Annotated in this window: 21 protein-coding genes and 2 riboswitches; of the genes, 14 read left to right on the top strand and 7 right to left on the bottom strand. The window is 71.3% G+C overall.

Annotation, left to right across the window (positions count from 1 at the left end):
- Together ABT147_RS38020 and ABT147_RS38015 are read left to right on the top strand one after the other, a co-directional pair.
- On the top strand, positions 1-1,155 hold a 1,155-nt coding region (locus ABT147_RS38020; RefSeq protein ID WP_351415043.1), incomplete at its 5' end, for an RICIN domain-containing protein.
- Positions 1,156-1,157: 2 nt separating this feature from the next.
- The gene (locus ABT147_RS38015) at positions 1,158-2,561 is read left to right on the top strand and encodes a ricin-type beta-trefoil lectin domain protein (RefSeq protein ID WP_351415040.1); all 1,404 of its coding nucleotides are present in this window, start codon (positions 1,158-1,160) and stop codon (positions 2,559-2,561) included.
- Positions 2,562-2,608: 47 nt separating this feature from the next.
- Here ABT147_RS38015 and ABT147_RS38010 read toward each other — a convergent pair whose 3' ends face one another.
- The 3 genes from ABT147_RS38010 to ABT147_RS38000 all read right to left on the bottom strand — a co-directional run bounded on the left by ABT147_RS38010 (position 2,609) and on the right by ABT147_RS38000 (position 6,250).
- Positions 2,609-4,729: an ATP-binding protein gene (locus tag ABT147_RS38010; RefSeq protein WP_351415038.1), complete on the bottom strand. Its 2,121-nt coding sequence runs from the start codon at positions 4,727-4,729 to the stop codon at positions 2,609-2,611.
- Positions 4,726-5,421, bottom strand: coding sequence for a Pvc16 family protein (locus tag ABT147_RS38005; protein ID WP_351415035.1), 696 nt, complete (start codon positions 5,419-5,421; stop codon positions 4,726-4,728). Before ABT147_RS38005 ends, ABT147_RS38010 begins: the two co-directional genes overlap by 4 nt.
- A 133-nt stretch (positions 5,422-5,554) precedes the next feature.
- Entirely contained in the window at positions 5,555-6,250 is a 696-nt protein-coding gene (locus ABT147_RS38000; protein WP_351415033.1) for a helix-turn-helix transcriptional regulator, read from the bottom strand.
- A gap of 281 nt (positions 6,251-6,531) precedes the next feature.
- Here ABT147_RS38000 and ABT147_RS37995 point away from each other — a divergent pair, with 281 nt between their 5' ends.
- From ABT147_RS37995 to ABT147_RS37985, 3 genes are all read left to right on the top strand, one after another.
- Positions 6,532-9,690: a helix-turn-helix transcriptional regulator gene (locus ABT147_RS37995; RefSeq protein ID WP_351415031.1), complete on the top strand. Its 3,159-nt coding sequence runs from the start codon at positions 6,532-6,534 to the stop codon at positions 9,688-9,690.
- Positions 9,691-9,828: 138 nt separating this feature from the next.
- Complete coding sequence (locus tag ABT147_RS37990) at positions 9,829-10,281, top strand: DoxX family protein (RefSeq protein ID WP_351415029.1); 453 nt, start codon at positions 9,829-9,831, stop codon at positions 10,279-10,281.
- Between the two features lie 157 nt (positions 10,282-10,438).
- A complete protein-coding gene (locus ABT147_RS37985; protein WP_351415026.1) occupies positions 10,439-11,095 on the top strand; it encodes a hypothetical protein in 657 nt (218 codons plus the stop codon).
- Positions 11,096-11,104: 9 nt separating this feature from the next.
- On the opposite strand, the gene ABT147_RS37980 is transcribed toward ABT147_RS37985, so the two are convergent.
- The 4 genes from ABT147_RS37980 to gcvT all read right to left on the bottom strand — a co-directional run bounded on the left by ABT147_RS37980 (position 11,105) and on the right by gcvT (position 15,521).
- On the bottom strand, positions 11,105-12,472 hold the full coding sequence (locus tag ABT147_RS37980) for an L-serine ammonia-lyase (RefSeq protein ID WP_351415024.1): 1,368 nt from the start codon (positions 12,470-12,472) through the stop codon (positions 11,105-11,107).
- Positions 12,473-12,582: 110 nt separating this feature from the next.
- Positions 12,583-13,848, bottom strand: a complete 1,266-nt coding sequence (glyA, locus tag ABT147_RS37975) for a serine hydroxymethyltransferase (protein ID WP_351415021.1) — start codon at positions 13,846-13,848, stop codon at positions 12,583-12,585.
- 18 nt (positions 13,849-13,866) lie between these two features.
- Positions 13,867-14,244, bottom strand: coding sequence for a glycine cleavage system protein GcvH (gene gcvH, locus ABT147_RS37970; protein WP_351415019.1), 378 nt, complete (start codon positions 14,242-14,244; stop codon positions 13,867-13,869).
- Between the two features lie 134 nt (positions 14,245-14,378).
- Positions 14,379-15,521 carry a glycine cleavage system aminomethyltransferase GcvT gene (gcvT, locus tag ABT147_RS37965; RefSeq protein WP_351415017.1) on the bottom strand — a complete coding sequence of 381 codons (1,143 nt, stop codon included), beginning with the start codon at positions 15,519-15,521 and terminating at the stop codon, positions 14,379-14,381.
- A 35-nt stretch (positions 15,522-15,556) separates the two neighbouring features.
- Positions 15,557-15,681, bottom strand: a riboswitch (glycine riboswitch).
- Positions 15,682-15,780: riboswitch (glycine riboswitch) on the bottom strand.
- A gap of 218 nt (positions 15,781-15,998) precedes the next feature.
- Between gcvT and ABT147_RS37960 the strand changes: the two genes are divergently transcribed.
- The 9 genes from ABT147_RS37960 (at position 15,999) to ABT147_RS37920 (ending at position 25,836) form a co-directional block, all read left to right on the top strand.
- A complete protein-coding gene (locus tag ABT147_RS37960; RefSeq protein ID WP_351415015.1) occupies positions 15,999-16,667 on the top strand; it encodes an AAA family ATPase in 669 nt (222 codons plus the stop codon).
- A gap of 94 nt (positions 16,668-16,761) precedes the next feature.
- Positions 16,762-17,538 (top strand): enhanced serine sensitivity protein SseB, encoded by a 777-nt coding sequence (locus ABT147_RS37955; RefSeq protein WP_351415012.1) that lies wholly within the window; start codon positions 16,762-16,764, stop codon positions 17,536-17,538.
- 179 nt (positions 17,539-17,717) lie between these two features.
- Positions 17,718-18,506: an enhanced serine sensitivity protein SseB C-terminal domain-containing protein gene (locus ABT147_RS37950; RefSeq protein ID WP_351415010.1), complete on the top strand. Its 789-nt coding sequence runs from the start codon at positions 17,718-17,720 to the stop codon at positions 18,504-18,506.
- Positions 18,507-18,823: 317 nt separating this feature from the next.
- On the top strand, positions 18,824-19,822 hold the full coding sequence (locus tag ABT147_RS37945) for an ABC transporter permease (protein ID WP_351415007.1): 999 nt from the start codon (positions 18,824-18,826) through the stop codon (positions 19,820-19,822).
- Between the two features lie 74 nt (positions 19,823-19,896).
- On the top strand, positions 19,897-21,654 hold the full coding sequence (locus tag ABT147_RS37940; protein ID WP_502983233.1) for an ABC transporter substrate-binding protein: 1,758 nt from the start codon (positions 19,897-19,899) through the stop codon (positions 21,652-21,654).
- Between the two features lie 68 nt (positions 21,655-21,722).
- Entirely contained in the window at positions 21,723-22,730 is a 1,008-nt protein-coding gene (locus ABT147_RS37935) for an ABC transporter permease (RefSeq protein WP_351415002.1), read from the top strand.
- Positions 22,727-23,821 carry an ABC transporter ATP-binding protein gene (locus ABT147_RS37930; RefSeq protein WP_351415000.1) on the top strand — a complete coding sequence of 365 codons (1,095 nt, stop codon included), beginning with the start codon at positions 22,727-22,729 and terminating at the stop codon, positions 23,819-23,821. Before ABT147_RS37935 ends, ABT147_RS37930 begins: the two co-directional genes overlap by 4 nt.
- Complete coding sequence (locus ABT147_RS37925) at positions 23,818-25,137, top strand: ABC transporter ATP-binding protein (protein WP_351414998.1); 1,320 nt, start codon at positions 23,818-23,820, stop codon at positions 25,135-25,137. Before ABT147_RS37930 ends, ABT147_RS37925 begins: the two co-directional genes overlap by 4 nt.
- Before the next feature lie 24 nt (positions 25,138-25,161).
- Positions 25,162-25,836: a trimeric intracellular cation channel family protein gene (locus ABT147_RS37920; protein WP_502983232.1), complete on the top strand. Its 675-nt coding sequence runs from the start codon at positions 25,162-25,164 to the stop codon at positions 25,834-25,836.
- Positions 25,837-25,903 lie beyond the last annotated feature (67 nt).

The following is a 25,903-nucleotide window of genomic DNA, read 5'->3' as shown; positions in this document are numbered from 1 at the left end:
ACGGTTCCCGAGGGGAACCTGACGATCACCCCGTTCACGGAGGTGCGGGCCGAGCTGGTGCCGCCGACCGTGAAGGGGCGGTTCCGGGGGCGGCCCAAGCTCGCCATCGACAACGTCGGCAACACGAAGGTGACCGCGTCGGTCAGCGGCAGCGACAACGGTGATCAGCTGTCGTACGACATCCATCCGAGCAATGTGCAGATCGAGCCCGGTCGTGCCGCGTTCGTCAAGGCCACGCTGAAGCCGCGCCAGATCACCTGGTTCGGGTCCAAGGACGAGCGGCCCTACACGCTGGCGGTGAAGCGGTCGGGCGTCACACCGGTCGACGTCGAGGGCGTCTACGTACAGCGCAGCTTCCTGCCGGGCTGGCTCGCCACCTGTCTCGGGATCTTCCTGGCGCTGGCGATCACCTTCCTGACGATGTGGTTCGCCTTCCAGCCCAAGGTGAGCAGCGCGGCCGGCGAGTTCCGGGAGGCCGGTGTCAGCACACTGGCGCCCTCGGTCTCGCCGCAACCTCTGGAGTCACCGAAGCCGGAGCCGAGTCCGGAGCCGGAGGAGGAGTCGGCCCCGTCCGAGAAGGCGGACGACGACGGTGGCGGTGACGGCGGCGGGGGCGGGGGCGGCGAGCCCGCGGCGTCGCCCGAGGCGACCGAGGAGGAGAACGAGAGCGTGCTGCCCGCCCGCGACATCCTCCTGCGCAACCTCGCCACCAAGCTGTGCGCCGACGTCCCCGGCGAGGGCAACGGCCGGAGGGACGGCCGGGTCCAGCAGTTCACCTGCGACGGCAGCACGGCGGACAACCAGCTCTGGCACCTGGAGGTGAAGGCCGCGAAGAAGGCGCCCGACGGCAGCGATCTCTTCCAGATCCGCAACGCCAAGGACCAGCTCTGCATGGACCTGCCGAACTACGGCGAGAACCCGATCCATACGAAGATCACGGAGTTCACCTGTGACGGCACGACCAGCGACAACCAGTTGTGGTGGCTCGACCCGCAGCAGAGCGGCGGCTACTGGATCCGCAACTTCGCGAGCAAGAACAAGTGTCTTGAGATCGCGGGCAACGAGGACACACGCGAAGAGGTGACCCTGATGCTCTTCCACTGCACCGTCACCGACGACCAGGAATGGCAGATCGTTCCTGGCACGGAGGTCTGACCGTGAGCCTCTGGACCTCCCTCGAACCCGCCTCCGCGACCGTGGACCCGGGGAGCATCACGACCGTACGGCTGCGTCTGCGCAACACCGGCGACGTCGTCGACGAGTACCGCTTCGAGCCCGTCGGCGACATCGCCCCGTGGACCACCGTGGAGCCGCAGACCCTGCGGCTCTACCCGGGGACCACGGGGTCGGTGGAGCTGACCTTCGCGCCGCCCCGCACCCCCGACGCGACGGCCGGCCCGAACCCGTACGCCGTACGGATCACGCCGACCCAGCACCCGGAGGCGACGACCGTCCCCGAGGGGAACCTGACGATCACCCCGTTCACGGAGGTACGGGCGGAACTCGTGCCGCCGACCGTGAAGGGACGCTTCCGGGGCCGGCCGAAGCTCGCCATCGACAACCTGGGCAACACGAAGGTCACCGCCGCCGTCAGCGGCAGCGACAACGGTGACCAGCTGTCGTACGACATCCATCCGAGCAATGTGCAGATCGAGCCCGGTCGTGCCGCGTTCGTGAAGGCCACGCTGAAGCCGCGCCAGATCATCTGGTTCGGGTCCAAGGAGGAGCGGCCGTACGCGCTCGCCGTGCAACGGGCGGGTGTCGCACCGCAGCCCGTCGACGGCACCTATGTCCAGCGGGGGTTCCTGCCGGGCTGGCTCGCCACCTGTGTGGGGGTCGTCCTGGCGCTGGCGATCACCTTCGTCATGCTCTGGCTCGCCTACCAGCCCTCGGTCACCAGCGCCGCGACCGAGCTGCGGGAGGCCGGTACGACGGCCCTGCCGAGCGCCAGCCCGTCCGCGATGGCCCCGGCGCCGAGCATCTCGGCGGCGCCGCTGCCCTCCCAGACGCCCGAGGCCCCCGAGCAGGAGGACCAGCCCGAGGACACGGGTCCGGGCGCGGGCGCGAGCGAGGATTCCGGGTCAGGGTCCGGCGCGGGATCGGGCTCCGGGTCCGGGGCGGACAAGGAGCCGGACCCGAAGGTCACGACGAAGAAGCCGGCCGCCGCCAAGGGGTTCAAGATCATCGGCCAGGGCTCGAACCGCTGTATCGACGTCACGGACGCGGAGAACGGCAAGGGCAAGGACGGCACCCCGCTCCAGATCTGGGACTGCGCGGGCACCGCCAACCAGAAGTGGGACTTCCGCAACGACGGCACCGTGCGCTCCCTCGGGCTGTGCATGGACGTCGCGTGGGGCTCCCGCGACGACGGCGCCGTCATCCAGGTGGCCAGGTGCAGCGGCAACCCCGCCCAGCAGTTCGTGCTCAGCACCCAGGGCGACCTGGTCAACCCGCAGGCCGACAAGTGCGTGGATGTGAAGGACAACGGCACCGGCGACGGCGCCAGGCTCCAGCTGTGGACCTGCGCGGGCACGCCCAACCAGAAGTGGCGTGTGAAGTAGCCCCGTTCGGCGGGGGCGTCCTCACCGGCTGCCGGTGAGGACGGCGGCTACCAGTTGCCCTCGCCCGGCACCAGCCGCCCGGCCTTGCGGTACTCGCGCTCGGCGCCCTCCCGCAGGTCGGCCGTGGTGACCGTGCCGTCGCGTCCGGCGGCGGCATAGGCGGCGGTGACGACCGCGCTGCGGATGGAACCGCCGGCCAGCTCGAAGTCCCGGGCGACCGCCGCCGGGTCGATGTCGTCCGCGCGGGGCACCGCGGCGAGGCTGTGCCGCCACAGGGCCAGCCGCTGGGCGGTGTCCGGGAACGGGAAGTCGACCACCAGATCCAGCCGCCGGGTGAACGCCTCGTCGATGTTGGCCCGCAGATTGGTCGTCAGCAGGGCGATCCCGTCGAACGACTCCAGACGCTGGAGCAGATAGGCGCTCTCCATGTTGGCGTACTTGTCGTGCGAGTCCTTGACCTCCGAGCGCTTGCCGAACACCGCGTCCGCCTCGTCGAAGAGCAGCACGGCGTCGGTGCGATCGGCCTCGGTGAAGATCCGTTCGAGGTTCTTCTCGGTCTCGCCCACGTACTTGTCGACGATCGAGGAGAGCTGCACGACATAGAGGTCCAGGCCCAGTTCGGCGGCCACGACCTCCGCCGACAGCGTCTTGCCGGTGCCCGACTCGCCCGCGAAGAGCCCCAGGACCCCGTGGCCCCGGCCGCCCCCGGCACTCAGCCGCCAGTCACCGAGCACCCGGTCGCGATGCCGGGCCCGCAGGGCGAGTTCCCGCAGCTGGGCGAGGGGCTTGTCCGGCAGCACGAGGTCGCCCCAGCCGACGTCGGGGCGGATCCGGCGGGCGTGCCGCTCCAGACCGGAGGCGGACTGCAGCCGCGCGGCCAGCCGCAGATGGGCGGCGGTCAGCTCGGTGCCGTCGAACGCCGCGAGGTCCACGGCCGCGCGGGCCGCCCGCGCGATCCGGTCCCCGCCGAGCCGGTACGGGGCGACCGTGGCCGCCAGGTCGAACCCCGGCCCGTCCGCCCCGGCACCGAGCGCCGCCGACCAGGCGTCCACCGCGCCCGAGGGCGGCCGGGGCACATCGAGGACCAGCGGATCACGGTCGCACCAGTGCGGGTCGTACGGCTGGGCCCCGGCGAACAGCACGGACACGTCGGCCGCCGTCAGCGCCCGGAACAGCGGCCCCGGCTTCTCCGGCAACGGCGACACCACGATCGCGCAGCCCCGCAGCCGGGCCTCGCGCAGCAGCCGGGGGAGGAGCCCGGACAGATCCTCGTCGGCCGCCGGGGGCGTGAAGTGCAGCGCCTCCAGCCCCGCCGCACTCAGGGCGGCCGAGGCACGCATCAGCCCGTCGCCCTCACGGTGCTCCCGCAGATGGACGGTGACCGGGGCGGCGGCCAGCCGCGCGGCCAGCCGGGCGGTGAACCCGCCGTCCTCCACGGACGAGGAAGAGGAAGGGGGCGTGGAAGAGGACGAGGGCGGGGACGAGGCGCGACCGTCACGGTCGGACGGGGACAGAGCCGGGGCCGTGGCCGGGGTCGGGGTCGGCGGCGCGAGCGGACGGACCGGGCCGACCAGCGCCGCGTCCAGCGTGTCGTCGCCGAGCAGATGCGCGACCAGCCGGTCCGGCACCCGCAACGTCCGCCCGAGGAAGGGGCGTTCGGGCTCCTCGATGCTCAGCAGCCCGAGCGCGCTCAGCGGAGCCGAGGGCCGGAACCGGGCCCGTGCCGGGGCGAGATGCGCGGGCAGCCCGCACAGATCGAGCGCGAGCCCGACGGTGGCCCGACGCCTGCTGACGTCGTCGTTCAGATACCCGTAAAACTGCTCGTAGGAGCGGTCCAGATCGGGTGCCAGGGCGATCAGCAGGATCCGCGTGTCCAGCTCGGTGAGCCCGAGCCGCTCCGCGAGCCGCTCCAGCGGTCCGTCCGGGGCGGTCTCCAGGTCCGGGAAGGCGGACGGGTGCGACCCCGCCGACGGCCCCAGCAGATGCCGTACGCCCTCCTCGGACAGATACAGCCCCCGCAGCGGATCACCCGCAGTCGGGTCGCCTGCGGCGCGCTCGGCCACCAACTCGGCGACGCGGTCGCGCAGCCGGGCGAGCCGGAGGAGCAGCGGGTCGGTGCCGGGGGAGGTGAGGGCGGGCGGGGAGGCGGGGGAGGCGTGCGTGGTCACCGCTGTCGTTCTCCGGTGCCGGGTGCGGCCGTCGGACGGTCCCCCTGGTCCCCGGTGTGCGGGGCGGACGCCAACCGGCCGGGCCGGTGGGCGCGTTCCTCCGAGCCCTCCAGGGAGCCGTCCATGCCGCGTACGCGGATCGCCGCGCCCTCGGTGACCGGGGGACCGGCGTCGTACTCGGGGAAGGCCGGGAAGGGGACGGTGACCACGAGGTCGAGGGACGGCTTCATCTCGCCGCCCAGCGCGGACCAGACCTCGGCCAGGGACCGCGACTCGGTGTGCAGCCCCGCCACCGAGAGCGGCAGGGTCAGGCCCAGCGCGCCGAGCGCGCCCGGGAGTTCGTCGGCGGGCAGCAGCTCGTGGGGCAGCAGGGTGGCCAGCACCGCGGAGAGCAGCCGGTGTTCGTCCTGGGGCTGTTTGGTCCAGGCGGTGACCAGGTACGACAGCCGGAACCAGCGGGGCGGCTGCCGACGGCGTACGACGATGTCGCGCTCGTCGCGGACCGGCATGTGGCCGCGCTGCCGACGGGAGACGTCCTCGCGGATGTCGTACAAGTAGGTGTTGATGGTGGGCGCGTTGCGCCGGGCCGCCCAGTCGCGGGTCGGGGCCTCGAAGGAGACCTCGATACCGGAGCCGGCCAGGGCACCACCGCCGATCAGTCCCTTGAGGACGTCGTCCACCTCGTGGATCACGGTCGTGCTCCTGCTGAGTCGTGTGCCTGTCCGCCGATCCTGCGTGTCGCGCGGGCCCCGCCACCAGACACGCCGGGGTCGTCCCGGGGGCAGAGCGCGCTGCCCAACCGGCCGGTTGGGTCTGCCCGTTCGATCAGATGTAGCCTTCCCGGAGGGCATAGGCCACCGCGTGTGCCCGGTTGCGGAGATGCAGCCGGGTGGTGAGCCCGTGCATCACGTTCTTGACGGTGCGTTCGGAGTAGGAGAGCTTGCTCGCGATCTCGCCGGTGTCCATCCCCTCGGCGACGAGCCGGAGGACGTCGATCTCACGCGGTACCAGGCCGGACAGCGGCGCCCCGCCGCGACCGGCCACGGAGCGCTGCAACGTCCCCACCTGGTTGATCAGTCGGCCGAGCAGATCGGCGGGCAGGTCGCCGTCGCCGCGCGAGGCCGCGAGCACGGCCTGCGACAGCCGGTGCGCGGTGGCCTCGTGGCGCCACACGATGGCCCCGACCCCGCACTCGATCACATCGAGCAGCTCGGTCTCCCGGATCAGGCTCACCACCAGGACGGCCCGCGCCCCCTCGCTGCGCACCATCCGGCGCAGCGCGGACAGCAGTGGCTCGTCCGGTGTCTCACCGACCAGTACGGCGACGGTGCCCGGCCGTACCTCGGCGTCGTCCACGAGGTCGATCACCGGGTGCCCGCGCAGCTGGCTGAGCACTCCGGCGCGGGAGAGCGGGTCGAGGGTGTGGACCACGACGGGGATACGGCGCCGGGTCTCCTGGTGCTCCGCCGGGACGGTGGCCGTGGCCGCCGCCGTGTCCGCGGTCCGGAATGTGCTGCGCAACCGTTTCTCCCGTATGCACGAAATCGCCGCTCCCGTGAGGGGAGTGGCCGATGGGCTCGATTAACACTTCTGTGTGTCGTGTGCGCCGGGCAATCGTGGAGGACCACGAGATGCACCACGAGATCGACCACGGGACCGACGACGGGACCGACAACGAGCTCCGCCACGGCACCACGCCACCGACCCTCCACGGACGGTGCACCGCGACGGCCCGTGCCCCGTCTACGGAAGTGGAAACGGAAACGGAATCGGAAAACGACAGTCCACGACAGGAGACAGCGATGTGCGCGCCGGAACCGCTTCTCGAACGCCGTGAGCCCCTGGAACTGCTGACCGTCGAGGCCGCCCGCGCCCGGACCGGCTCCGGCCGTCTGGTGCTGCTCCGGGGCGCCACCGGCACCGGCCGCACCGCGCTCCTGGAGGCCGCCGCGGAGCACGCGGCGGCGAACGGGATGCGTGTGCTGCGGGCCCGCTGCTCGCCCGAGCACAGCTCCGTCCCCTTCGACACCGTCTTCCAACTCCTCGCCCACGGGCCGGAGTTCGACCAGGCTGTGGGCGAGGCACCGGACCCGCCGGGCACCCAGCCGCACCGGGGCAGGCCCGCGCGGCTGTGGCGGCTGCTGCGTTCCTACGCGGCCGAGTCCCCGCTGCTCGTCGCCGTGGACGACGCCCACTTCGCCGACGCACCCTCCCGCCGCTGGCTCGTCGAGGCCGTCCGCCGCATCGACCGGCTGCCGGTGCTCCTGGTGGTCACCGAGCGCAGCCAGTACGACATCGACCCCCCGGCGGACGGCCTCGCGCACGCCCTCTCCCCCGCCCTCGTGCACACCCGCACCCTGGCCCCGCTGAGCCCGGACGCCGGGACCCGGCTGGTCCGTTCCGTCCACGGCGGCGCCCCGCCGGAGTGGGTCGACGCCTGCTTACGCGCGGGCGCGGGCAACCCCCTGCTGCTGCGCGCCCTGCTGTCGGACCTCCACGACATCGCCCCCGGGACCTTCCCGGCTGCCCTTCCGGACACCTGCGCGGCGCTCTACCCGGGCACCTACGCCGCCGCGGTGTCCTGGTGGCTGGACAGCGCCGGGCCCGCGACCACCGGCATCGCCCGCGCCCTCGCCGCGCTGGACGACGAGGACACCCCCGTACCGGCCGACGCCGACCTGCTCGCCCGGACCGCCGACGCCGACCCCGCCCGCGTGTCCGGCTGGCTCACCGCGATGACCGGCCTCGGCCTGCTGCGCCCCGACCCCGGGGGACGGCCCCGCTACGCCCACCCGCTGCTGCGGGACGCCGTGCTCGGCGGCTGGGCCGGCGCCGAACGGCAGGCCGCCCACCGCCGGGCCGCCGAGGCGATGCTGCACCGGGGCGACCCCACCGAGGCCGTCGCCGGACAACTGCTGCGCTCCGCCCCCGTCGGCGAGGCCTGGGCGACCGGCGCCCTCCTCGACGCCGCCGACCACGCCGTCCGCGACGACCGCAGCGACGACGCCCTCGCCTACCTCCGCCGCGCCCTCGACGAACCGATGCCGGCCGCCCGCCGCACCGTGGTCCTCACCGAACTGGGCTCCCTGGAGTACGCCACCGTGCGCTCCACCGCCGGCATCCCCCGGCTCGCCGAGGCGATGCGGCTGCCCGGCCCGCCCCGGGAACGCGTCCACGCGGCCGTCGCCCTGGGCACCGCCCTGGCCCGGCGCGGCGAGGCCCGCGCCGCCGTCGACGTACTGCGCGGTCTGCGCGACGAACATCTGACGGGCCACCCGGACCTGATCCGCACCGTCCAGACCGCCTCCGCCCTGCTCTCCGACCACGACCAGGGCGTACGGCAGGAGGTCTACCGCTGGCTGCGCGAGACCGCCGAACGCACGCCCCAGCTGGTCGGCACCGCCGGACAGGCCCTCCTCGTCCGCTACGAGGCCACGGCGGGCCTGATCTCGGCGGCCTCGGCGATGCACCGCGTCCGGGCCCTCCTCGCCCGGCCCGCCGACCCGCCGTCCGAGGCCTTCCTGCTGGGCACCGCCGCCGCCGTCGCCCAGTGGGCCGACCAGCTCGGCGAGGCCGAACGCCTCGTCCACCGAGGGCTCGGCGGCCAGCGCGCCTCCCTCCTCCACCCCATGCACCTGGCCCTCCTCAACGTCCGTATCGACATCGCCGCCGCCCGGGGCGCCCACGAGGAGGTCCTCGCCGACCCCGAGGTCGCGCGCGCGGTCGCCGGCCGCCCCGAGTCCGCCAACGCGCTCGCCCACGGGGTCATCGCCCTCGTGGAGACCGGCCGCACGGACGAGGCCGCCCGCCTCGCCGACGGCTTCGCGACCCAACATGCCCACGACTCCTGGGAGTTGAACCGCTTCCTCTACGCCCGGGGCTTCCTGCGCGCTGCCACCGGCGACCCCGCCGCCGCCCTCGACGACTTCCTGGAGTGCGGCCGCCGCCAGTCCGCCCGGGACGTCACCAGCCCCGTCGTCACCCCCTGGCGCACCGCCGCCGCCGACTGCCATCTCGCCCTCGGCCGCCCCCACGAGGCCCTCTCCCTCGCCGAGGAGGAACTCCGCCTCGCCACCGTCTGGAACACCCCCCGCGTCCTCGGCCGCGCCCTCTCCGCCCTCGGCACGGCGACCGGCGGACGCCGGGGCCTGGAGCTGGGGGACCGGGCGGTACGGGTGCTGCGGCAGGAAGCCGACGGCGTGCCCGAGGAGGCCGCCGCGGCGGCCGGGGCCTCGGTCGTGGCACTGAGGAGCGCCGTCGCGGGCGCCGGCGGCCGGGTGTCGGCCCAGGTCGGCCGGCAGCACGGCGGATCACGCGCGACGGCGACGGCCGTGCACGGCTGGACGCTGGGCACGGACCCCGCACGGCCGGTGGGCGGAGCCTTCACGTCCCGCACGGGCTCGCTCGGCGGCGCGGCCGAGGCACCGGACATGGATGGCCACGCGGCCGAGGCACCGGACGGCGAATGGGCCGTGGCGCCGGACCGAACGGCGGTGGAGACGGAGTCGATACCGCAGTCGATACGGCAGTGGACACCGCAGCCGGCACCACAGTGGACGCCACAGGCGATACCGGAGTTGATACCGGCGCTCCTGGCACAGGGGCGGGGGCTCGCCGCGTCCGGGGAGCGGGCGCGGGCCCGAGACGCCTTCCGGGAGGCGGCCGAACGCGCCGAACGCCTGGGCGCGCTCCGCCTCCGCGCGGTCGCGGAGGCGGCCCTGCGCGAGGGCGGCGCCCGCCGCACCACGGCCGCCCTGACCGGCCCGTCCGCGCTCACCGCGGGCGAGCGCCGCATCGCCGAACTCGCCGCGCAGAGCCGTACGAACACCGAGATAGCCGAACTCCTCCACCTCGCCCGCCGCACCGTCGAAACCCATCTGACCAGCACCTACCGCAAGTTGGGCATCCGCCGCAGGGCGGAACTCGGCGCGGCCCTCGCGAACACCGGGGAGCGCCCCTGACCGATCCGCCAGGGGCGTCACGGCCGTACACCCGCACCGCGACGAACTTGCCGACGCAATCCTTGAACCGGAGGCGGGGCGTATGCGTAGGAGGAACCGGGAGCACCCACGCGTAGCCGACACCTCCGAGGAGTACCCATGAGCAGAACCCCGAGCCTGGACGACTGGCTCACGACACGCCAACCCCTCGTCCTCGGCCTGTTCCGCATCGTGCTGGGCCTGCTGTTCGCCAGCGAGGGCGCCGCCACGGTCTTCGGGATCCTGGACCGCAAGGCGAGCCCGGTCGGCGACTGGCCCTTCTGGTATGCCGGGGTCATCGAGCTGGTCTGCGGCGTCCTCATCCTCCTCGGCGTCGCGACCCGGCCCGCCGCCTTCCTCAGCTCGGGGATCATGGCCTTCGCCTACTTCACGGAACACCAGAAGGACGGCCTCTTCCCCCTCCAGAACGGCGGCCTCGCCCCCGTCCTCTTCTGCTGGGGCTTCCTCCTCCTGGTCTTCGCCGGCCCGGGCGCCCTGTCCCTGGCGGGCCTGACCGGCCGCGAGACCGCCACCAGCCCCGGCTCCCACCGCGTCACCGGGCCGTCCCGCTGACCTCGTCCCGGTGAACCGGCCCCCGGTGACCTCGTCCCTACGTGGAACCACGTAACCGGACACGCAGCTTCGCCGCCGGGGCGCGCGGGCCCGAACCGGAGCCGACGGGCGGGGATATCGTGCGAGGCCCGCTGCCGTCGCCCCGAGGAGGCACCCGATGGGCGCTCGTTCGTTCATGCTCGCGACCCGGATACCGATGTCGCGCGAAGGCTTCGACGAGTGGCTGCGCACACCCCTGCCCGGCCTCGGCATCATCGAGAACCCGTCGGCGATGTACACGGGATGGGCCGTCGACGGCGCCGACCCGGACTGGGCCCTGACCGGACTAGCCGCCCATTACCCCGCGGCGGCGGCCGCCGTCCGCGCCGACCGGACCAGGACCCCCCGGGACCTGCTCGCCCCACGCGCCGCCCAGGGCTTCACCCTGCTCCGCCACCGGGGCGAGGCGCTGGAGGCCTATCTGTACGACTACCACGGCGACGAGACCGGTACCCAGACCGCCCTGCTGATGCTGGCGGGCGCGGGCCGCTTCGCCCACCCCGGCACCGGGACCCCGGTCATGTACTGGGGCGGCGACGTCCACCCAGGCCTGCCCATGAACGGCGACCGCCCCCTCGCGGTCCTGCTCGTCACGGGCGCCCGTTCCCGATTCGTCGACACCTACCCGCTCGACACCCTGCTCGCGCACCTGACGCCGGTCGAGACCGACTTCCTCACCGCGACCGCCTACGGGGACGGGGCCGGGACCGACGAGAACCCCGCCCCGAACACCCCCGACCTGCTCGACCCGGCCCTACGCGCGCCGACCCCCTGAACGTCCCGCTCAGCACTCGATGATGTTCACCGCGAGCCCGCCCCGCGCGGTCTCCTTGTACTTGACGCTCATGTCGGCGCCCGTGTCCTTCATCGTCTTGATGACCTTGTCCAGGGACACCTTGTGGGTGCCGTCGCCGCGCATCGCCATCCTGGCCGCCGTGACGGCCTTCACCGCGGCCATGCCGTTGCGTTCGATGCAGGGGATCTGGACGAGGCCGCCGACGGGGTCGCAGGTGAGGCCGAGGTTGTGTTCCATGCCGATCTCGGCGGCGTTCTCGACCTGTTCGGGGCTGCCGCCCAGCACCTCCGCCAGCGCGCCCGCCGCCATGGAGCAGGCGGAGCCGACCTCGCCCTGGCAGCCGACCTCGGCGCCGGAGATGGAGGCGTTCTCCTTGAAGAGCATGCCGATGGCACCGGCGGCGAGCAGGAAGCGGACGACTCCCTCCTCGTCGGCGCCCGGCACGAAGTTGATGTAGTAGTGCAGGACGGCCGGGATGATGCCGGCCGCGCCGTTCGTCGGGGCGGTGACGACCCGGCCACCGGCCGCGTTCTCCTCGTTCACGGCCATCGCGTAGAGCGTGATCCACTCCATGGAGCGGGCCAGCGGGTCGCCCTCCGCCCGGAGCTGACGGGCCGACATGGAGGCGCGGCGGCGTACGCGCAGACCGCCCGGCAGGATGCCCTCGCGGGACATGCCGCGCGAGACGCAGGCCTGCATCACCCGCCAGATGTCGAGGAGCCCGGAGCGGATCTCGTCCTCGGTGCGCCAGGCCCGCTCGTTCTCCAGCATCAGCGCGGAGATCGACAGACCCGTCTCCTTGGCCACCCGGAGCAGCTCGTCGCCCGTGCGGAAGGGGTACTTGAGGGGCGTGTCGTCGAGCTTGATGCGGTCCGCGCCGACCGCGTCCTCGTCGACGACGAATCCGCCGCCGACGGAGTAGTACGTCTTCGACAGAAGTTCGGCGCCACCGGTGTCGTACGCCCAGATCGTCATGCCGTTGGCGTGGTAGGGCAGCGTCTTGCGGCGGTGCAGGACCAGGTCCCGGTCGAAGTCGAAGGGGATCTCGTGCTCGTCGAGCAGCCGGATCCGGCCCGAGCCCCTGATCGCCTCCACCCGGTCCTCGGCCGACTCGACGTCCACCGTGCGCGGCGAGGCGCCTTCCAGGCCCAGGAGGACGGCCTTCGGGGTGCCGTGGCCGTGACCGGTCGCGCCGAGTGAGCCGTACAGCTCCACGCGTACGGCGGCGACGCCCGCGAGCAGTTCCTCGTTGCGCAGCCGGCGGGCGAACATCCGGGCGGCCCGCATCGGGCCGACCGTGTGGGAGCTGGACGGGCCGATGCCGACCGAGAACAGGTCGAAGACGGAGATGGCCACGGTGACTCCTCAGAACGGGGGAGGGTTGTGCAGGGGGTGGGGCACCGCGCTCGTTCCCCAGTGTGCGCGGTGCCCCGGAAAAGCGGGACTACGTACCGATGAAGTCGGGGTTACTTCCCCAGCCCCGGGTACAGCGGGTGCTTGTCGGCGAGGGCCTTGACCCGGGCCTTCAGCGCCTCCGCGTCGTACGACGGCTTCAGCGCCTCGGCGATGACGTCCGCGACCTCGGTGAAGTCCTCGGCGGTGAAGCCGCGGGTGGCCAGGGCCGGGGTGCCGATACGCAGCCCGGAGGTCACCATCGGCGGACGCGGGTCGTCGGGGACGGCGTTGCGGTTGACGGTGATGCCGACCTCGTGGAGCCGGTCCTCGGCCTGCTGCCCGTCCAGCTCGGAGGCGCGCAGGTCGACCAGGATCAGATGCACGTCGGTGCCGCCGGACAGGACGTCGACACCGGCCTCCCGGGCGTCCGGGGCGGTCAGCCGCTCGGCGAGGATGCGGGCGCCCTCGACCGTACGGAGCTGGCGCTCCTTGAACTCCTCGGAGGCCGCGACCTTGAAGGACACCGCCTTCGCCGCGATCACATGCTCCAGCGGACCGCCCTGGAAGCCGGGGAACACCGACGAGTTGAGCTTCTTCGCGAACTCCTTCTTCGCCAGGATGATCCCGCCGCGCGGACCGCCGAGGGTCTTGTGCGTGGTGGAGGTGACCACGTCCGCGTACGCGACGGGGTTGGGGTGCAGCCCGGCCGCGACCAGACCGGCGAAGTGCGCCATGTCGACCCACAGGTAGGCCCCGACCTCGTCGGCGATCCGCCGGAACTCGGCGAAGTCCAGCTGACGCGGGTACGCCGACCACCCCGCGATGATCACCTTCGGGCGGTGCTCCTTGGCGAGCTTCTCCAGCTCGGCCATGTCGACCAGTCCGGTGGCGGTGTCGACGTGGTAGGCGACCACGTCGAACTGCTTGCCGGAGAAGTTCAGGCGCATGCCGTGGGTGAGGTGGCCGCCGTGGGCCAGGTCCAGCCCGAGGATGGTGTCGCCGGGCTGGGCCAGCGCGAAGAGCGCGGCCTGGTTGGCCGAGGCGCCGGAGTGGGGCTGGACGTTGGCGTACTCGGCGCCGAACAGCTCCTTGATCCGGTCGATGGCGATCTGCTCGGTGACGTCGACGTGCTCACAGCCGCCGTAGTAGCGGCGGCCGGGGTAGCCCTCGGCGTACTTGTTGGTCAGCACCGTGCCCTGGGCCTCCATGACCGCGACCGGAGCGAAGTTCTCCGAGGCGATCATCTCCAGGGTTGACTGCTGACGGTGCAGCTCGGCGTCGACGGCGGCGGCGACCTCCGGGTCCAGCTCGTGCAGGGGCGTGTTCAGAAGCGACATGCGTACGACCTCGTCTTCTCAGCCGGCGGTGTGGGCGACGTACTCGTCGGCGGAGAGCAGATCGTCCGGCTCCTCCGCGACGCGTACCTTGAACAGCCAGCCGCCCTCGAAGGGGGCGGTGTTCACCAGCGACGGGTCGTTGACGACGTCCTCGTTGATCTCGGTGATCTCACCGGAGACCGGCGAGTACAGGTCGCTGACCGACTTCGTGGACTCCAGTTCGCCACAGGTCTCGCCCGCGGTCACCGTGGAGCCCACCTCGGGGAGCTGGGCGTAGACGACATCGCCGAGCGCGTTCGCCGCGAACTCCGTGATGCCGACCGTCGAGACGCCGTCCTCGGCGCCCGACAGCCACTCGTGCTCCTTGCTGTAGCGCAGCTGCTGGGGGTTGCTCATGGCCTGAATTCTCCTGTACGCGGGGGAGTGATGATGAAGGGGGGACTGCTGAAACCGCTGGTGAGCAGCGTGAATGTGCCCGGCGTCACGCTCGGGGTCCGTACGGACGCCGCTTCCGGACGACTACGAAGGTGTCACTTCCGCCGCTGGTAGAACGGCAGCGCCACGACCTCGTACGGCTCGTGACTGCCCCGGATGTCCACGCCCACACCGGTGGTGCCCGGCGCGGAGTGCGTGGCGTCGACGTACGCCATGGCGATCGGCCTGCCCAGGGTGGGGGAGGGGGCGCCGGAGGTGACCTCGCCGATCACCTGGCCGTCGGCGACGACCGGGTATCCGGCGCGCGGCACCCGGCGGCCCTCGGCGACCAGCCCGACCAGGACCCGCGGCGGGGCGGAGGCGGCGCGCTCGGCGGCCTCGGCGAGCGCCGCACGCCCGACGAAGTCGCCCTCCTTCTCGAACTTCACGACCCGCCCGAGCCCGGCGTCGAAGGGCGTCAGCGCGGTGGACAGCTCGTGCCCGTACAGCGGCATCCCCGCCTCCAGGCGCAGCGTGTCCCGGCAGGACAGCCCGCAGGGCACCAGGCCGGCGCCCTCGCCCGCCTTGGTCAGCGCCTGCCACAGCTCGACGGCGTGCTCCGGCTTCACGAACAGCTCGAAGCCGTCCTCGCCGGTGTACCCGGTGCGCGCGATCAGCGCGGGGACCCCGGCGACCGTGCCGGGCAGGCCCGCGTAGTACTTCAGGCCGTCGAGGTCGGCGTCGGTGAGGGCGGCCAGGATGCCGGGCGACTCGGGGCCCTGGACGGCGATCAGCGCGTACGCGTCCCGGTCGTCGCGCACCTCGGCGTCGAACCCGGCGGAACGCTCGACGAGCGCGTCCAGCACCACCTGGGCGTTGGAGGCGTTCGCGACGACCATGTACGTCGAGGAACCGGCCTCCGTGTCGGCGAGCCGGTAGACGATCAGGTCGTCGAGGATGCCGCCGTCCTCGCGGCAGATCATGGTGTAGCGGGCGCGGCCGGGCTTCACCGCGCCGATGTTGCCGACCAGCGCGTGGTCCAGCAGCGCGGCGGCCCCCGGGCCGGTGACGGTGATCTCGCCCATGTGGGAGAGGTCGAAGAGACCGGCCTTCGTACGGACGGCGAGGTGCTCGTCGCGCTCGGAGCCGTAGCGCAGGGGCATGTCCCAGCCCGCGAAGTCGGTCATCGTCGCGCCGAGCGAACGATGCAGGGCATCGAGCGCCGTATGGCGCGGTCCGGCGGTGGGGCTGTTGCTCATCGGTTCTGCTCCCAGGGCATGACAGGCGAGGGCGTTCCTCCCCATCTGTCATCGGAACCTGAGAGGTTCACCACGACCGTACGTACTGGTGGTCGTGGTTTGCACCTTGGGTGGGGCCGTCCCCTGCGGAAGAGAGGTGCGGCCCGCTTTTCAGATGTGCCTCGCCCGCGCGGTATCTGGGCCTGAGAGATTCAAGGGAGGGACTTGCTCCTTCGGCGCCCCAGCGCACTGCTGCTGGGAGCTCTCCCGCGCGGATTCAAGCGGCCGGTATGCAGTTGGCGCGCACATCATTGCACGCATCGACGCGGTGCGGCAGGGGGACCTTTCACAGGTGGGGGAACGACGAGAACAAGCAGACACAGCGGTCCGTAGCACTCTTGTGGCAATACGAGGACTGAATCAGGAGGGATCGGGCATTACCTTCTCTTTACAGTCTGTGGGGATGGGTCTCCCATACCCCTGGGGAGGACGATCACGGTGAACAGGACCACGGCGTATGCGACGACCTCGGGCATCGCCATGCCCAAGCAGCCCGTCGCACCGGCCGGCGAGGCGTGCGGCCCGTTCCCGAGGGCGGTCGTCCGCGATCTCAGGGAGCGTGCCGGGCGCAGCCCTCACGGGCTGTCCTTCGAGCCGGACGACCTGGTGGTGGTCACCGGGCTCCCCGGCAGCGGCAAGTCGACGCTGATGCGGCGGGCGGTGCCCGGCGTCCGCATCGACTCCCAGGACACCCGCGACCGCTTCGACGCCCGCTTCGGCCACCGGCTGCCGTACGCGGCCTACCGGCCCTTCGTCCGTCTCGCCCACTACGCGGGGCTGCGGCGCGCCCTCCGCTCGGGGGAGGGCATCGTCGTGCACGACTGCGGGACACAGGCGTGGGTGCGGAGCTGGCTCGCGCGCGAGGCCCGCAGGCGGGGCGGCACCCTGCATCTGCTGCTGCTCGACGTCACTCCCGGTGAGGCCCGGGACGGACAGCGGGAGCGCGGACGGGGGGTCTCGCGGTACGCCTTCGCCCGGCACCGGGGCGCCATGACCCGGCTGCTGCGGGCGGTGGAGAAGGGGCGGCTGCCGAAGGGATGCGGGGCGGCGGTGATCATCGACCGGGCCGCGGCGGACGTCCTGAAGCGGATCGACTTCGTGGGGTGAGACGACGGGAAGGCTCCGCGGCGGCCCCCGAGTCCTTCCGAAGCAATTAAGGTGCAGCTACAACAGCATCACGGAGCAAAGCGGTAGGCAGCAGATGGACTTCCCGGCGGACTTCCCGGCACAGGCGCATCCCCATGGGCACGGAGGCTGGCCCGGCAATGAGCTGGAGGAGGTGCTGTCCGCCTCGCTCGGGGTGCCCCAGGCCGGGGCCCGGATCGTGGAGGTGCTGGCCCGCAGCTTCGTCTGGGTGCCGCTGCCCGAGGGCGGCGGTCCGCAGAGCGGCCAGCTGGATCTGCCCACGATGGAGGTCGGCGGCCAGGCGTATGTGCCGGTCTTCAGCTCCGAGGAGCAGTTCCGGCAGGTCGTCGGCAACCACATGTCGTACACGATCGCCCCGGCCGTCGAGTTCGCGCGCGGTCTGCCCCCGCAGATCGGCCTCGCCCTGAACCCGGACGGTGTCGTGGGCATCCCGCTGCCGCCGCCGGCCGTGGCCGAGCTGTGCCGGGCCGGGCGGACCCCGCTGGACGGCTCGGCGAACGGCGCCCGCGTCCGGCTGTTCGAGCCGGACTGGCAGGACGACCCCGTGGACTTCCTCGCCGCGGCCTCCACCGAGTTCGCCGGAACCGGAGTGGTCCTCTCCGCCCGCCGCTGCCTCGCCGCCATCGAGACTGCCGACCCCGTGCTCTTCATCGGCGTCGAACTGGGTTCCTGGGAGGCGGACCGCACCCACCCCCTGGCCGCCCTCGGCCGAGCCCTCGCCAAGGCCCCCGTCCCCTGGCCGGTCAACATGGTCTTCCTGGACGTCGCCCAGGACCCGGTGGGCGACTGGCTGAGGGAAAGGGTCCGTCCCTTCTATCAACAGGGGTACTGACAGCGCCCCCAAAGGGGCGCGGGGCTGTATCGATATGCGGCTCCGCCGCGCGGGCGCGACCAGCCACAACGCACCCGCGGTCCGCAACGCACAACAACCCCCGAGCCCTGACCGGCTCAACCCGCACACCACCTAAGCTGGTTCCTATAACCAAGGTCCAACAGGGAAGGGCGGCCAACGTGAGCGCGAGCGGCATCGCCACCGGGCAGGTCGAGCACATGCTGCGCCAGGTGACGCCCGGGCGTTACGACGCCTACGAGGCGCTGCTGCGTGCCCTCGCCTCCCCGCCCTCCGGCCAGATCTGGATGCTGCTCTGGCACGGCCAGGCCGGCTCCCCGGACGCGCAGTACGGGAACATGGAGGTCGACGGCTTCAACTACGCCCCGTGCGTCACCTCCGCCCAGGAACTCTCCGCCAGTGGCTGGAACCGCAGCTACGAGGTCGTCGACGGCCTCGACGTGGCCCGCACCCTCTACCCCGACCACTACGGCCTGTGGCTGAACCCGCACGCGCCGGGCGGCGGCCTCGGCATCCCCTGGCTCGATCTGCGCCGGATCGCCACGGGCCTGGAGCGGCAGCCCGCCGGCCCGCTGCGGCTGTCCGAGCCGGCCATCGAGATCCCGCAGTTCTACGCCCTGCTGACCCAGAACGCCCACCGCACCCCCGCCGTGCGCTCGCTGCGCCGCGCCTGGGTGCAGCCCGCGCTCGGCGCGCCGTATCTGGCCATCGGCCTCGACGTCTACGACACCTCGCCGCCCGCCGTGGACTCGGTGCGGGCGATGATGCAGCAGTCCATCGGCGCGGTCCCGGACGGTCTGCCCGTCTCCACCGTCGCCATGTCCGACGAGTACGACCCGGTCGCCATGTGGCTGCGGGCCGGCGCCCGCCCCTTCTACGACCGCGAGGCCCACGCCGCCCCGGCACAGGCCCCGGCGGCGGGCGGATACGGCTACCCCGGCGGCTACTGAGCCGCACCGGGGCGGTTCCCACCGCTCAACAGAGCGTCACGTCCGGATAGCGGAACGCCGCTGGCCACATCACGGTTGCGCATACATTCGCCGCCGGGTCTGGTGCCTGATCGCGCGACCGTTGAAGACTCCCCCAGAGCGATGGGGGGATCGGGCGAACACGCTGTTCATACGGTGAAGTTCGATGCCGTACCTCCCCCTCGTACCCATCAGTAGTCACAGAGCAAGAGAGCAGCAGTGGTGACGGACCGCACCGCAGACCCGGGCGGCCGTCAGGCACAGTCGGCAACCACCGGCACGGGCAAGCACGAGGGACGATGACCGCACCCATTGAGACGACCGGATCGCAGGCCGAGGCGCAGCCCGAGGCCGTGCTGGCAGGTGTCGAGGCCAAGAAGATCGAGGGCCGTTCACTCGGCCAGATCGCCTGGACCCGCTTCAAGCGCGACAAGGTGGCGGTCGCGGGCGGTGTCGTCGTCGTCCTGCTGATCCTGATCGCGGCCCTCTCCCGGCCGCTGCAGTCGATGCTGGGGCTCGACCCCAACACCTTCAACCAGGATCTGATCGACGCCAACACCTCCCTGCCCAAGGGCGACTTCGGTGGGATGAGCTGGGACCACCCACTCGGGGTCGACCCCAAGTTCGGCCGTGACATCCTCGCCCGCATTCTCGAGGGCTCCTGGGTCTCCCTGGTCGTCGCCTTCGGCGCGACGATCCTGTCCAACGCCATCGGAGTGGTGCTCGGCCTGGTCGCCGGCTACTACGGCGGCCGGGTCGACACCATCGTGAGCCGGCTGATGGACACCTTCCTGGCGTTCCCGCTGTTGCTCTTCGCCATCGCCATCTCCGCGACGCTCCAGGGCGGCGCCTTCGGCCTCAAAGGCCTACCGCTGCACATCTCGGTGCTGATCTTCGTCATCGGCTTCTTCAACTGGCCGTACATGGGCCGCATCGTGCGCGGTCAGACCCTGGCGCTGCGCGAGCGGGAGTTCATCGACGCCTCGCGGGGGATGGGGGCCGGCGGCCCGTACGTCCTGTTCAAGGAGCTGCTGCCCAACCTCGTCGCGCCGATCATCGTCTACTCGACGCTGCTCATCCCGACCAACATCATCTTCGAGGCGTCGCTCAGCTTCCTCGGCGTCGGAATCCAGCCGCCGCAGGCCTCCTGGGGCGGAATGCTCAACGACGCGGTCGACTTCTTCCAGGTCGACCCGCAATACATGATCGTTCCCGGCCTCGCGATCTTCATCACGGTGCTGGCCTTCAACCTCCTCGGTGACGGCCTCCGGGACGCCCTCGACCCCCGCAGCCGCTGACGTCTGCGACCGCGGCCCGGTTGTGGCCCGAAGTCCCACTCAACTGTCCAACTACGAAGGGGAAACCGACCATCATGCGAAGGTCAGCAATGGCCGCTGTCGCGGTTGTGAGCAGCGCCGGCCTGCTTCTGTCCGCGTGCAGCAAGGCGGAAGACGGCACGGAGGACACCCCCAAGGGCGCCGGCGCGAACGCCGCGACCAAGGGTGTCGTGAACGAGTCCACGGCGAAGGGCGGCACGGTCACCTACGCCAGTACGGACACCCCCGAGTCCCTCGACCCGGGCAACATGTACTACGCGTACGGCTTCAACTTCAGCCGCCTCTACGCGCGTCCGCTGATGACGTTCAAGCCCGGCGCGGGCGAGGCGGGCAACGAGCTCGTCCCGGACCTGGCCGAGAGCGCGGGCACCCCCAGCGACGGCGGCAAGACCTGGACGTACAAGATCCGCCAGGGCGTCAAGTTCGAGGACGGCACCGTCGTCACCTCGAAGGACGTCAAGTACGCGGTCGAGCGCTCGAACTTCGCGCGTGACGTGCTCTCCTCGGGCCCCAACTACTTCCAGCAGCTGCTGGACGGCGGGGACAAGTACAAGGGCCCGTACAAGGACAAGAACGAGGCGGGCATCTCGTCCCTCGAGACGCCGGACGACAACACCATCGTCTTCAAGCTCAACAAGCCCTTCGCCGACTTCGACTACCTGGCGAGCATGCCGCAGACGGCTCCGGTGCCGAGGGCCAAGGACACCGGCGTCGACTACACCAAGAAGGTCGTCTCCACCGGCTCGTACAAGTTCCAGAAGTACGAGGAGGGCAAGCAGATCGTCCTCGTCCGCAACACGGAGTGGGACGCCAAGACGGACCCGCTGCGCAAGCAGTACCCGGAAAAGATCGTGGTGAACCTGAAGGTCAACAAGGCCACCATCGACAAGGACATCCTGGCCGGCGACACCATGATCGACATCCAGGGCACCGGTGTCGACGCCCAGACCCAGGCTCAGGTCCTCAAGGACAAGGAGATGCTGGCCAACACGGACAACGCGTCCGGCGGCCGTCTCGTCTACACGGCGATCAACACCAAGGTCGCGCCGTTCGACAACGTCGACTGCCGCAAGGCCGTCGAGTACGCGATCGACAAGGTCGCCGTGCAGACCGCCATGGGCGGCCCGATCCGCGGTGACATCGCCTCCACGGTGCTGCCCCCCGACGTCACGGGCTACGAGAAGGCCGACCTGTACGCCACCCCGGACAGCAAGGGTGACGTCACCAAGGCCAAGGAGAGCCTGAAGGCCTGCGGCAAGGAGGGCGGCTTCAAGACCTCCATCTCCGCCCGCACCGACCGTCAGGGCGAGGTCGACGCGGCCACCGCGGTCGTCGAGGCGCTGAAGAAGGTCGGCATCGAGGCCGACATCAAGCAGTACCCGTCGGGCAAGTACTTCTCCGACTACGCGGGTGTGCCGTCCTTCAACAAGAAGAACAACATCGGCCTGATCATGATGCAGTGGGGTTCCGACTGGCCGACCGGCTACGGCTTCCTGCAGCAGATCGTGCACGGCAAGGCCATCGGCCAGTCCGGTAACACCAACCTGTCCGAGCTGGACGACCCCAAGGTCAACAAGCTGCTGGACGACGCGATCGGCAACACCGACGAGGCCGCCCGTACCGCCGCGTACACCGAGGTCGACAAGTTGGTCATGGAGCAGGCCGCCATCGTGCCGCTGACCTACTTCAAGGTCCTGCTGTACCGCTCGCCGTACGCCACCAACCTGGTGTCGTCCTCGGCCTTCAGCGGTCAGTACGACTACCTCAACATCGGTACCACGGAAAAGAAGTAGCCCCGGAAGGCAGGTGAAGGCATTGGCGCCCGCGGGAGAACACCCTGCGGGCGCCGGCGCCGGTCCTCGTGATCTCGTACATCATCCGCCGGACGATCGCGGCGGTGATCCTGCTGCTCGTCGTCACCGCGGTCACCTTCGGCATCTTCTTCATCCTGCCGAAGCTCGCCGGACAGACCGCCGACCAGCTGGCACAGCAGTACATCGGCAAGAACCCCTCGCCCGCGGACATCGCGGCGGTCAAGCGGAACCTCGGCCTGGACCAGCCGGTCTACGAGCAGTACTGGAACTTCATCAAGGGCATTGTCTCCGGTGCCACGTACGACCTGGGGCCCAGCACGGTCCGCTGTGACGCCCCCTGCTTCGGCTACTCCTTCAAGGACCACCTGGAGGTCTGGCCGCAGCTCACCAGTCGGCTGCCGGTGACCATCTCGCTCGCCTCCGGCGCCGCCGTGCTGTGGCTGCTGGGCGGTATCACGGCCGGTGTCATCTCGGCCCTGAAGCCCGGGTCGTTCTTCGACCGGTCCGCGATGGGTGTGGCGCTCGCGGGCGTCTCCCTGCCCATGTTCTTCACCGGTCAGCTGGCCCTGCTGCTGTTCAGCTACAAGCTGGAGATCTTCGGCAGGGTTTACGTCCCCTTCACCGAGAACCCCTCGCAGTGGGCCAACACCCTCTTCCTGCCCTGGTGCTCGCTGGCGCTCCTCTACTCCGCCATCTACGCCCGGCTCACCCGCTCGGGCATGCTGGAGACGATGAACGAGGACTACATCCGCACCGCACGGGCCAAGGGCCTGCGCGAGCGCAACGTGGTCGTCAAGCACGGTCTGCGGGCCGCGCTGACCCCGCTGGTGACGGTCTTCGGCATGGACGTCGGACTGCTCCTCGGCGGTGCCCTCATCACCGAGACCGTGTTCTCCCTGCACGGCATCGGTGAGTACGCGGTCCAGTCGATCAGCGCCAACGACCTGCCCCCGATCCTCGGGGTGACCCTGCTCGCGGCGTTCTTCGTCGTCTTCATGAACCTTGTGGTGGACCTGCTGTACGCCACGATCGACCCGCGGGTGAGGCTCTCGTGACCGAACTGACCAAGACCGGGGCCGCCGTCGGCGAGCCCACACGCGCCGGGGACGCCCCCGAGGCGTTCCTCGAAGTGCGTGACCTCAAGGTGCACTTCCCGACCGACGACGGCGTGGTCAAGTCCGTCGACGGTCTCTCCTTCCAGCTGGAGAAGGGCAAGACCCTCGGCATCGTGGGCGAGTCCGGCTCCGGCAAGTCGGTGACCTCGCTGGCGATCATGGGCCTGCACCGGCTCGGGGCGCGCGGCAAGAACGTGCGGATGTCCGGCGAGATCTGGCTGGACGGCAAGGAACTCGTCGGGGCGAGCCCCGACGAGGTGCGCCGGCTGCGCGGCCGCGACATGGCGATGATCTTCCAGGACCCGCTGTCCGCGATGCACCCGTATTACAAGGTCGGCAGCCAGATCGTCGAGGCGTACCGCGTCCATCACGACGTCAGCAAGAAGGTCGCGCGCAAGCGCGCCATCGAACTCCTCGACCGCGTCGGCATCCCCGAGCCCCACAAGCGCGTCGACGGCTACCCGCACGAGTTCTCCGGTGGTATGCGCCAGCGCGCCATGATCGCGATGGCCCTGGTCAACAACCCCGAACTGCTCATCGCCGACGAGCCCACGACCGCCCTGGACGTCACCGTCCAGGCGCAGATCCTGGACCTCATCCGGGATCTGCAGAAGGAGTTCGGCTCCGCGGTCATCATCATCACGCACGACCTCGGCGTGGTCGCCGAGATCGCCGACGACATCCTCGTGATGTACGGCGGCCGGTGCGTGGAGCGCGGACCGGTCGACGACATCTTCTACCAGCCGCAGCACCCCTACACCTGGGGCCTGCTCGGCTCGATGCCGCGCATCGACCGTGCCCAGACCGACCGGCTCATCCCGGTCAAGGGCCAGCCGCCGAGCCTCATCAACGTCCCCTCGGGCTGCGCCTTCAACCCGCGCTGCCCCTACGCGGACGTCCCCAAGGACAACGTCACCCGCACCGAGCGCCCCGACCTGCGCGAGGTCGGCGGCCGGCACTTCACCGCCTGCCACCTGTCGCAGGAGGACCGTACGCGGATCTGGACCGAAGAGATTGCGCCGAAGCTGTGAGCGAGACTGAGACCCGGGCCGCCGTGCCGGCCCCGCGCGCCGACGCCGACGAGAAGCCGCTGCTCAAGGTCGAGGGCCTGGTCAAGCACTTCCCCATCAAGAAGGGCCTGCTCCAGAGGCAGGTCGGGGCGGTCAAGGCCGTCGACGGCATCGACTTCGAGGTGCGCCGGGGCGAGACCCTCGGTGTCGTCGGGGAGTCCGGCTGCGGCAAGTCGACCATGGGCCGGCTCATCACCCGCCTGCTGGAGCCGAGCGGTGGCAAGGTCGAGTTCGACGGCACGGACATCACGCACCTCAAGACCGCCGGGATGCGGCCGCTGCGCCGCGACATCCAGATGATCTTCCAGGACCCGTACGGCTCCCTGAACCCCCGGCACACCATCGGCACCATCGTCTCGGCGCCGTTCAGGCTCCAGGGCGTCGAGCCCGAGGGCGGGGTGAAGAAGGAGGTCCAGCGCCTCCTGGAGCTGGTCGGCCTCAGCCCCGAGCACTACAACCGGTACCCGCACGAGTTCTCCGGCGGCCAGCGCCAGCGCATCGGCATAGCCCGCGCGCTCGCGCTCAAGCCCCGGATGGTCGTCGCGGACGAGCCGGTCTCCGCGCTCGACGTGTCCATCCAGGCCCAGGTCGTCAACCTGATGGACGACCTCCAGGACGAGCTCGGCCTGACGTACGTGATCATCGCGCACGACCTCTCGGTGGTCCGCCACGTCTCCGACCGCATCGCCGTGATGTACCTCGGCAAGATCGTGGAGCTGGCCGACCGGGACTCCCTGTACACGGCGCCGATGCACCCGTACACCAAGGCGCTGCTGTCGGCCGTGCCGATCCCGGACCCGTCGCGCCGGGGTGCCAAGAGCGAGCGCATTCTGCTCAAGGGCGACGTGCCCTCGCCGATCGCGCCGCCGAGCGGCTGCCGCTTCCACACCCGGTGCTGGAAGGCCACGCAGGTCTGCACCACCACCGAACCGCCGCTGGCCGAGCTGCGGCCGGGGCAGCGGGTCGCCTGCCACCACCCCGAGAACTTCGCGGACCAGCAGCCGCAGGACATCGTCCTGCTGACGGCCGCGAAGGAGGCGGCCGAGCTGGTACCGGACACGGTGAAGACGACGGAGGCGCCGCCCGCGGAGCCCGAGCCCCCGACGGCGACGGAACCGCCCGCCGCGACGGAGGCGCCCGCCGCGCCCGAGGCCGCCGAGGAGCCTGAGGCCGTCAAGGCGCCCGAAGCTGCCAACGAGCCCGAAGCTGCCAAGAAGCCCGAGGCAGCCGAGAAGCCCGAGGCTGCCGAGGACCCCGGTGACGCCGACGACAAGTAAGTGAGAACGAGCCCTCGCCTTGCAATGGAAGGCGGGGGCTCGTTGCTGCGTCACAATGTAGGGGTGTCTCCCTATCCGCTCGACCTGATCGGCATCTTCGTCTTCGCGATCTCCGGCGCACTGCTGGCCGTCCGCAAGAACTTCGACGTCTTCGGTATCGCCGTCCTCGCCGAGGTGACCGCGCTCGGCGGCGGGCTCTTCCGCGACCTGGTCATCGGCGCCGTACCGCCGGCCGCCTTCACCGACCTCGGCTACTTCGTCACCCCGCTGCTCGCCGCCCTCCTCGTCTTCTTCCTCCACCCCCACGTGGAGCGCATCCAGGCCGGGGTCAACGTCTTCGACGCCGCCGGCCTCGGCCTGTTCTGCGTCGCGGGCACGGCGAAGGCGTACGACTACGGCCTCGGCCTGACCGCCTCCCTCGTCCTCGGCCTCGCCACGGCGGTCGGCGGCGGTGTGCTGCGGGACGTCCTCGCCAACGAGGTGCCCTCGCTGTTGCGCTGGGACCGCGACCTGTACGCCGTGCCCGCGATGGTCGGCGCGGGGATGGTCGTCCTGTGTATCAGCCAGGACGCCCTGACCCCCGTCACCTCGGCCCTCGCCGCGATCACGGCCTTCGTGCTGCGGCTGCTGGCGATGCGGTACCACTGGCGCGCGCCACGGGCCTGGAACCGGCGGTCGGCGGCGGTCGAGGAGGGGTGAGGCCGGCGGGGGAGAGGCGAGGCGACCGGGACCGGCTCGGGTGAAACGTCACCGCAACACATAAAGC

The organism is Streptomyces sp. NPDC001868, from assembly GCF_040297125.1.
In the GTDB taxonomy this organism is placed as follows: Bacteria; Actinomycetota; Actinomycetes; order Streptomycetales; family Streptomycetaceae; genus Streptomyces.
This window is presented reverse-complemented; position numbering and strand designations above follow the sequence as displayed.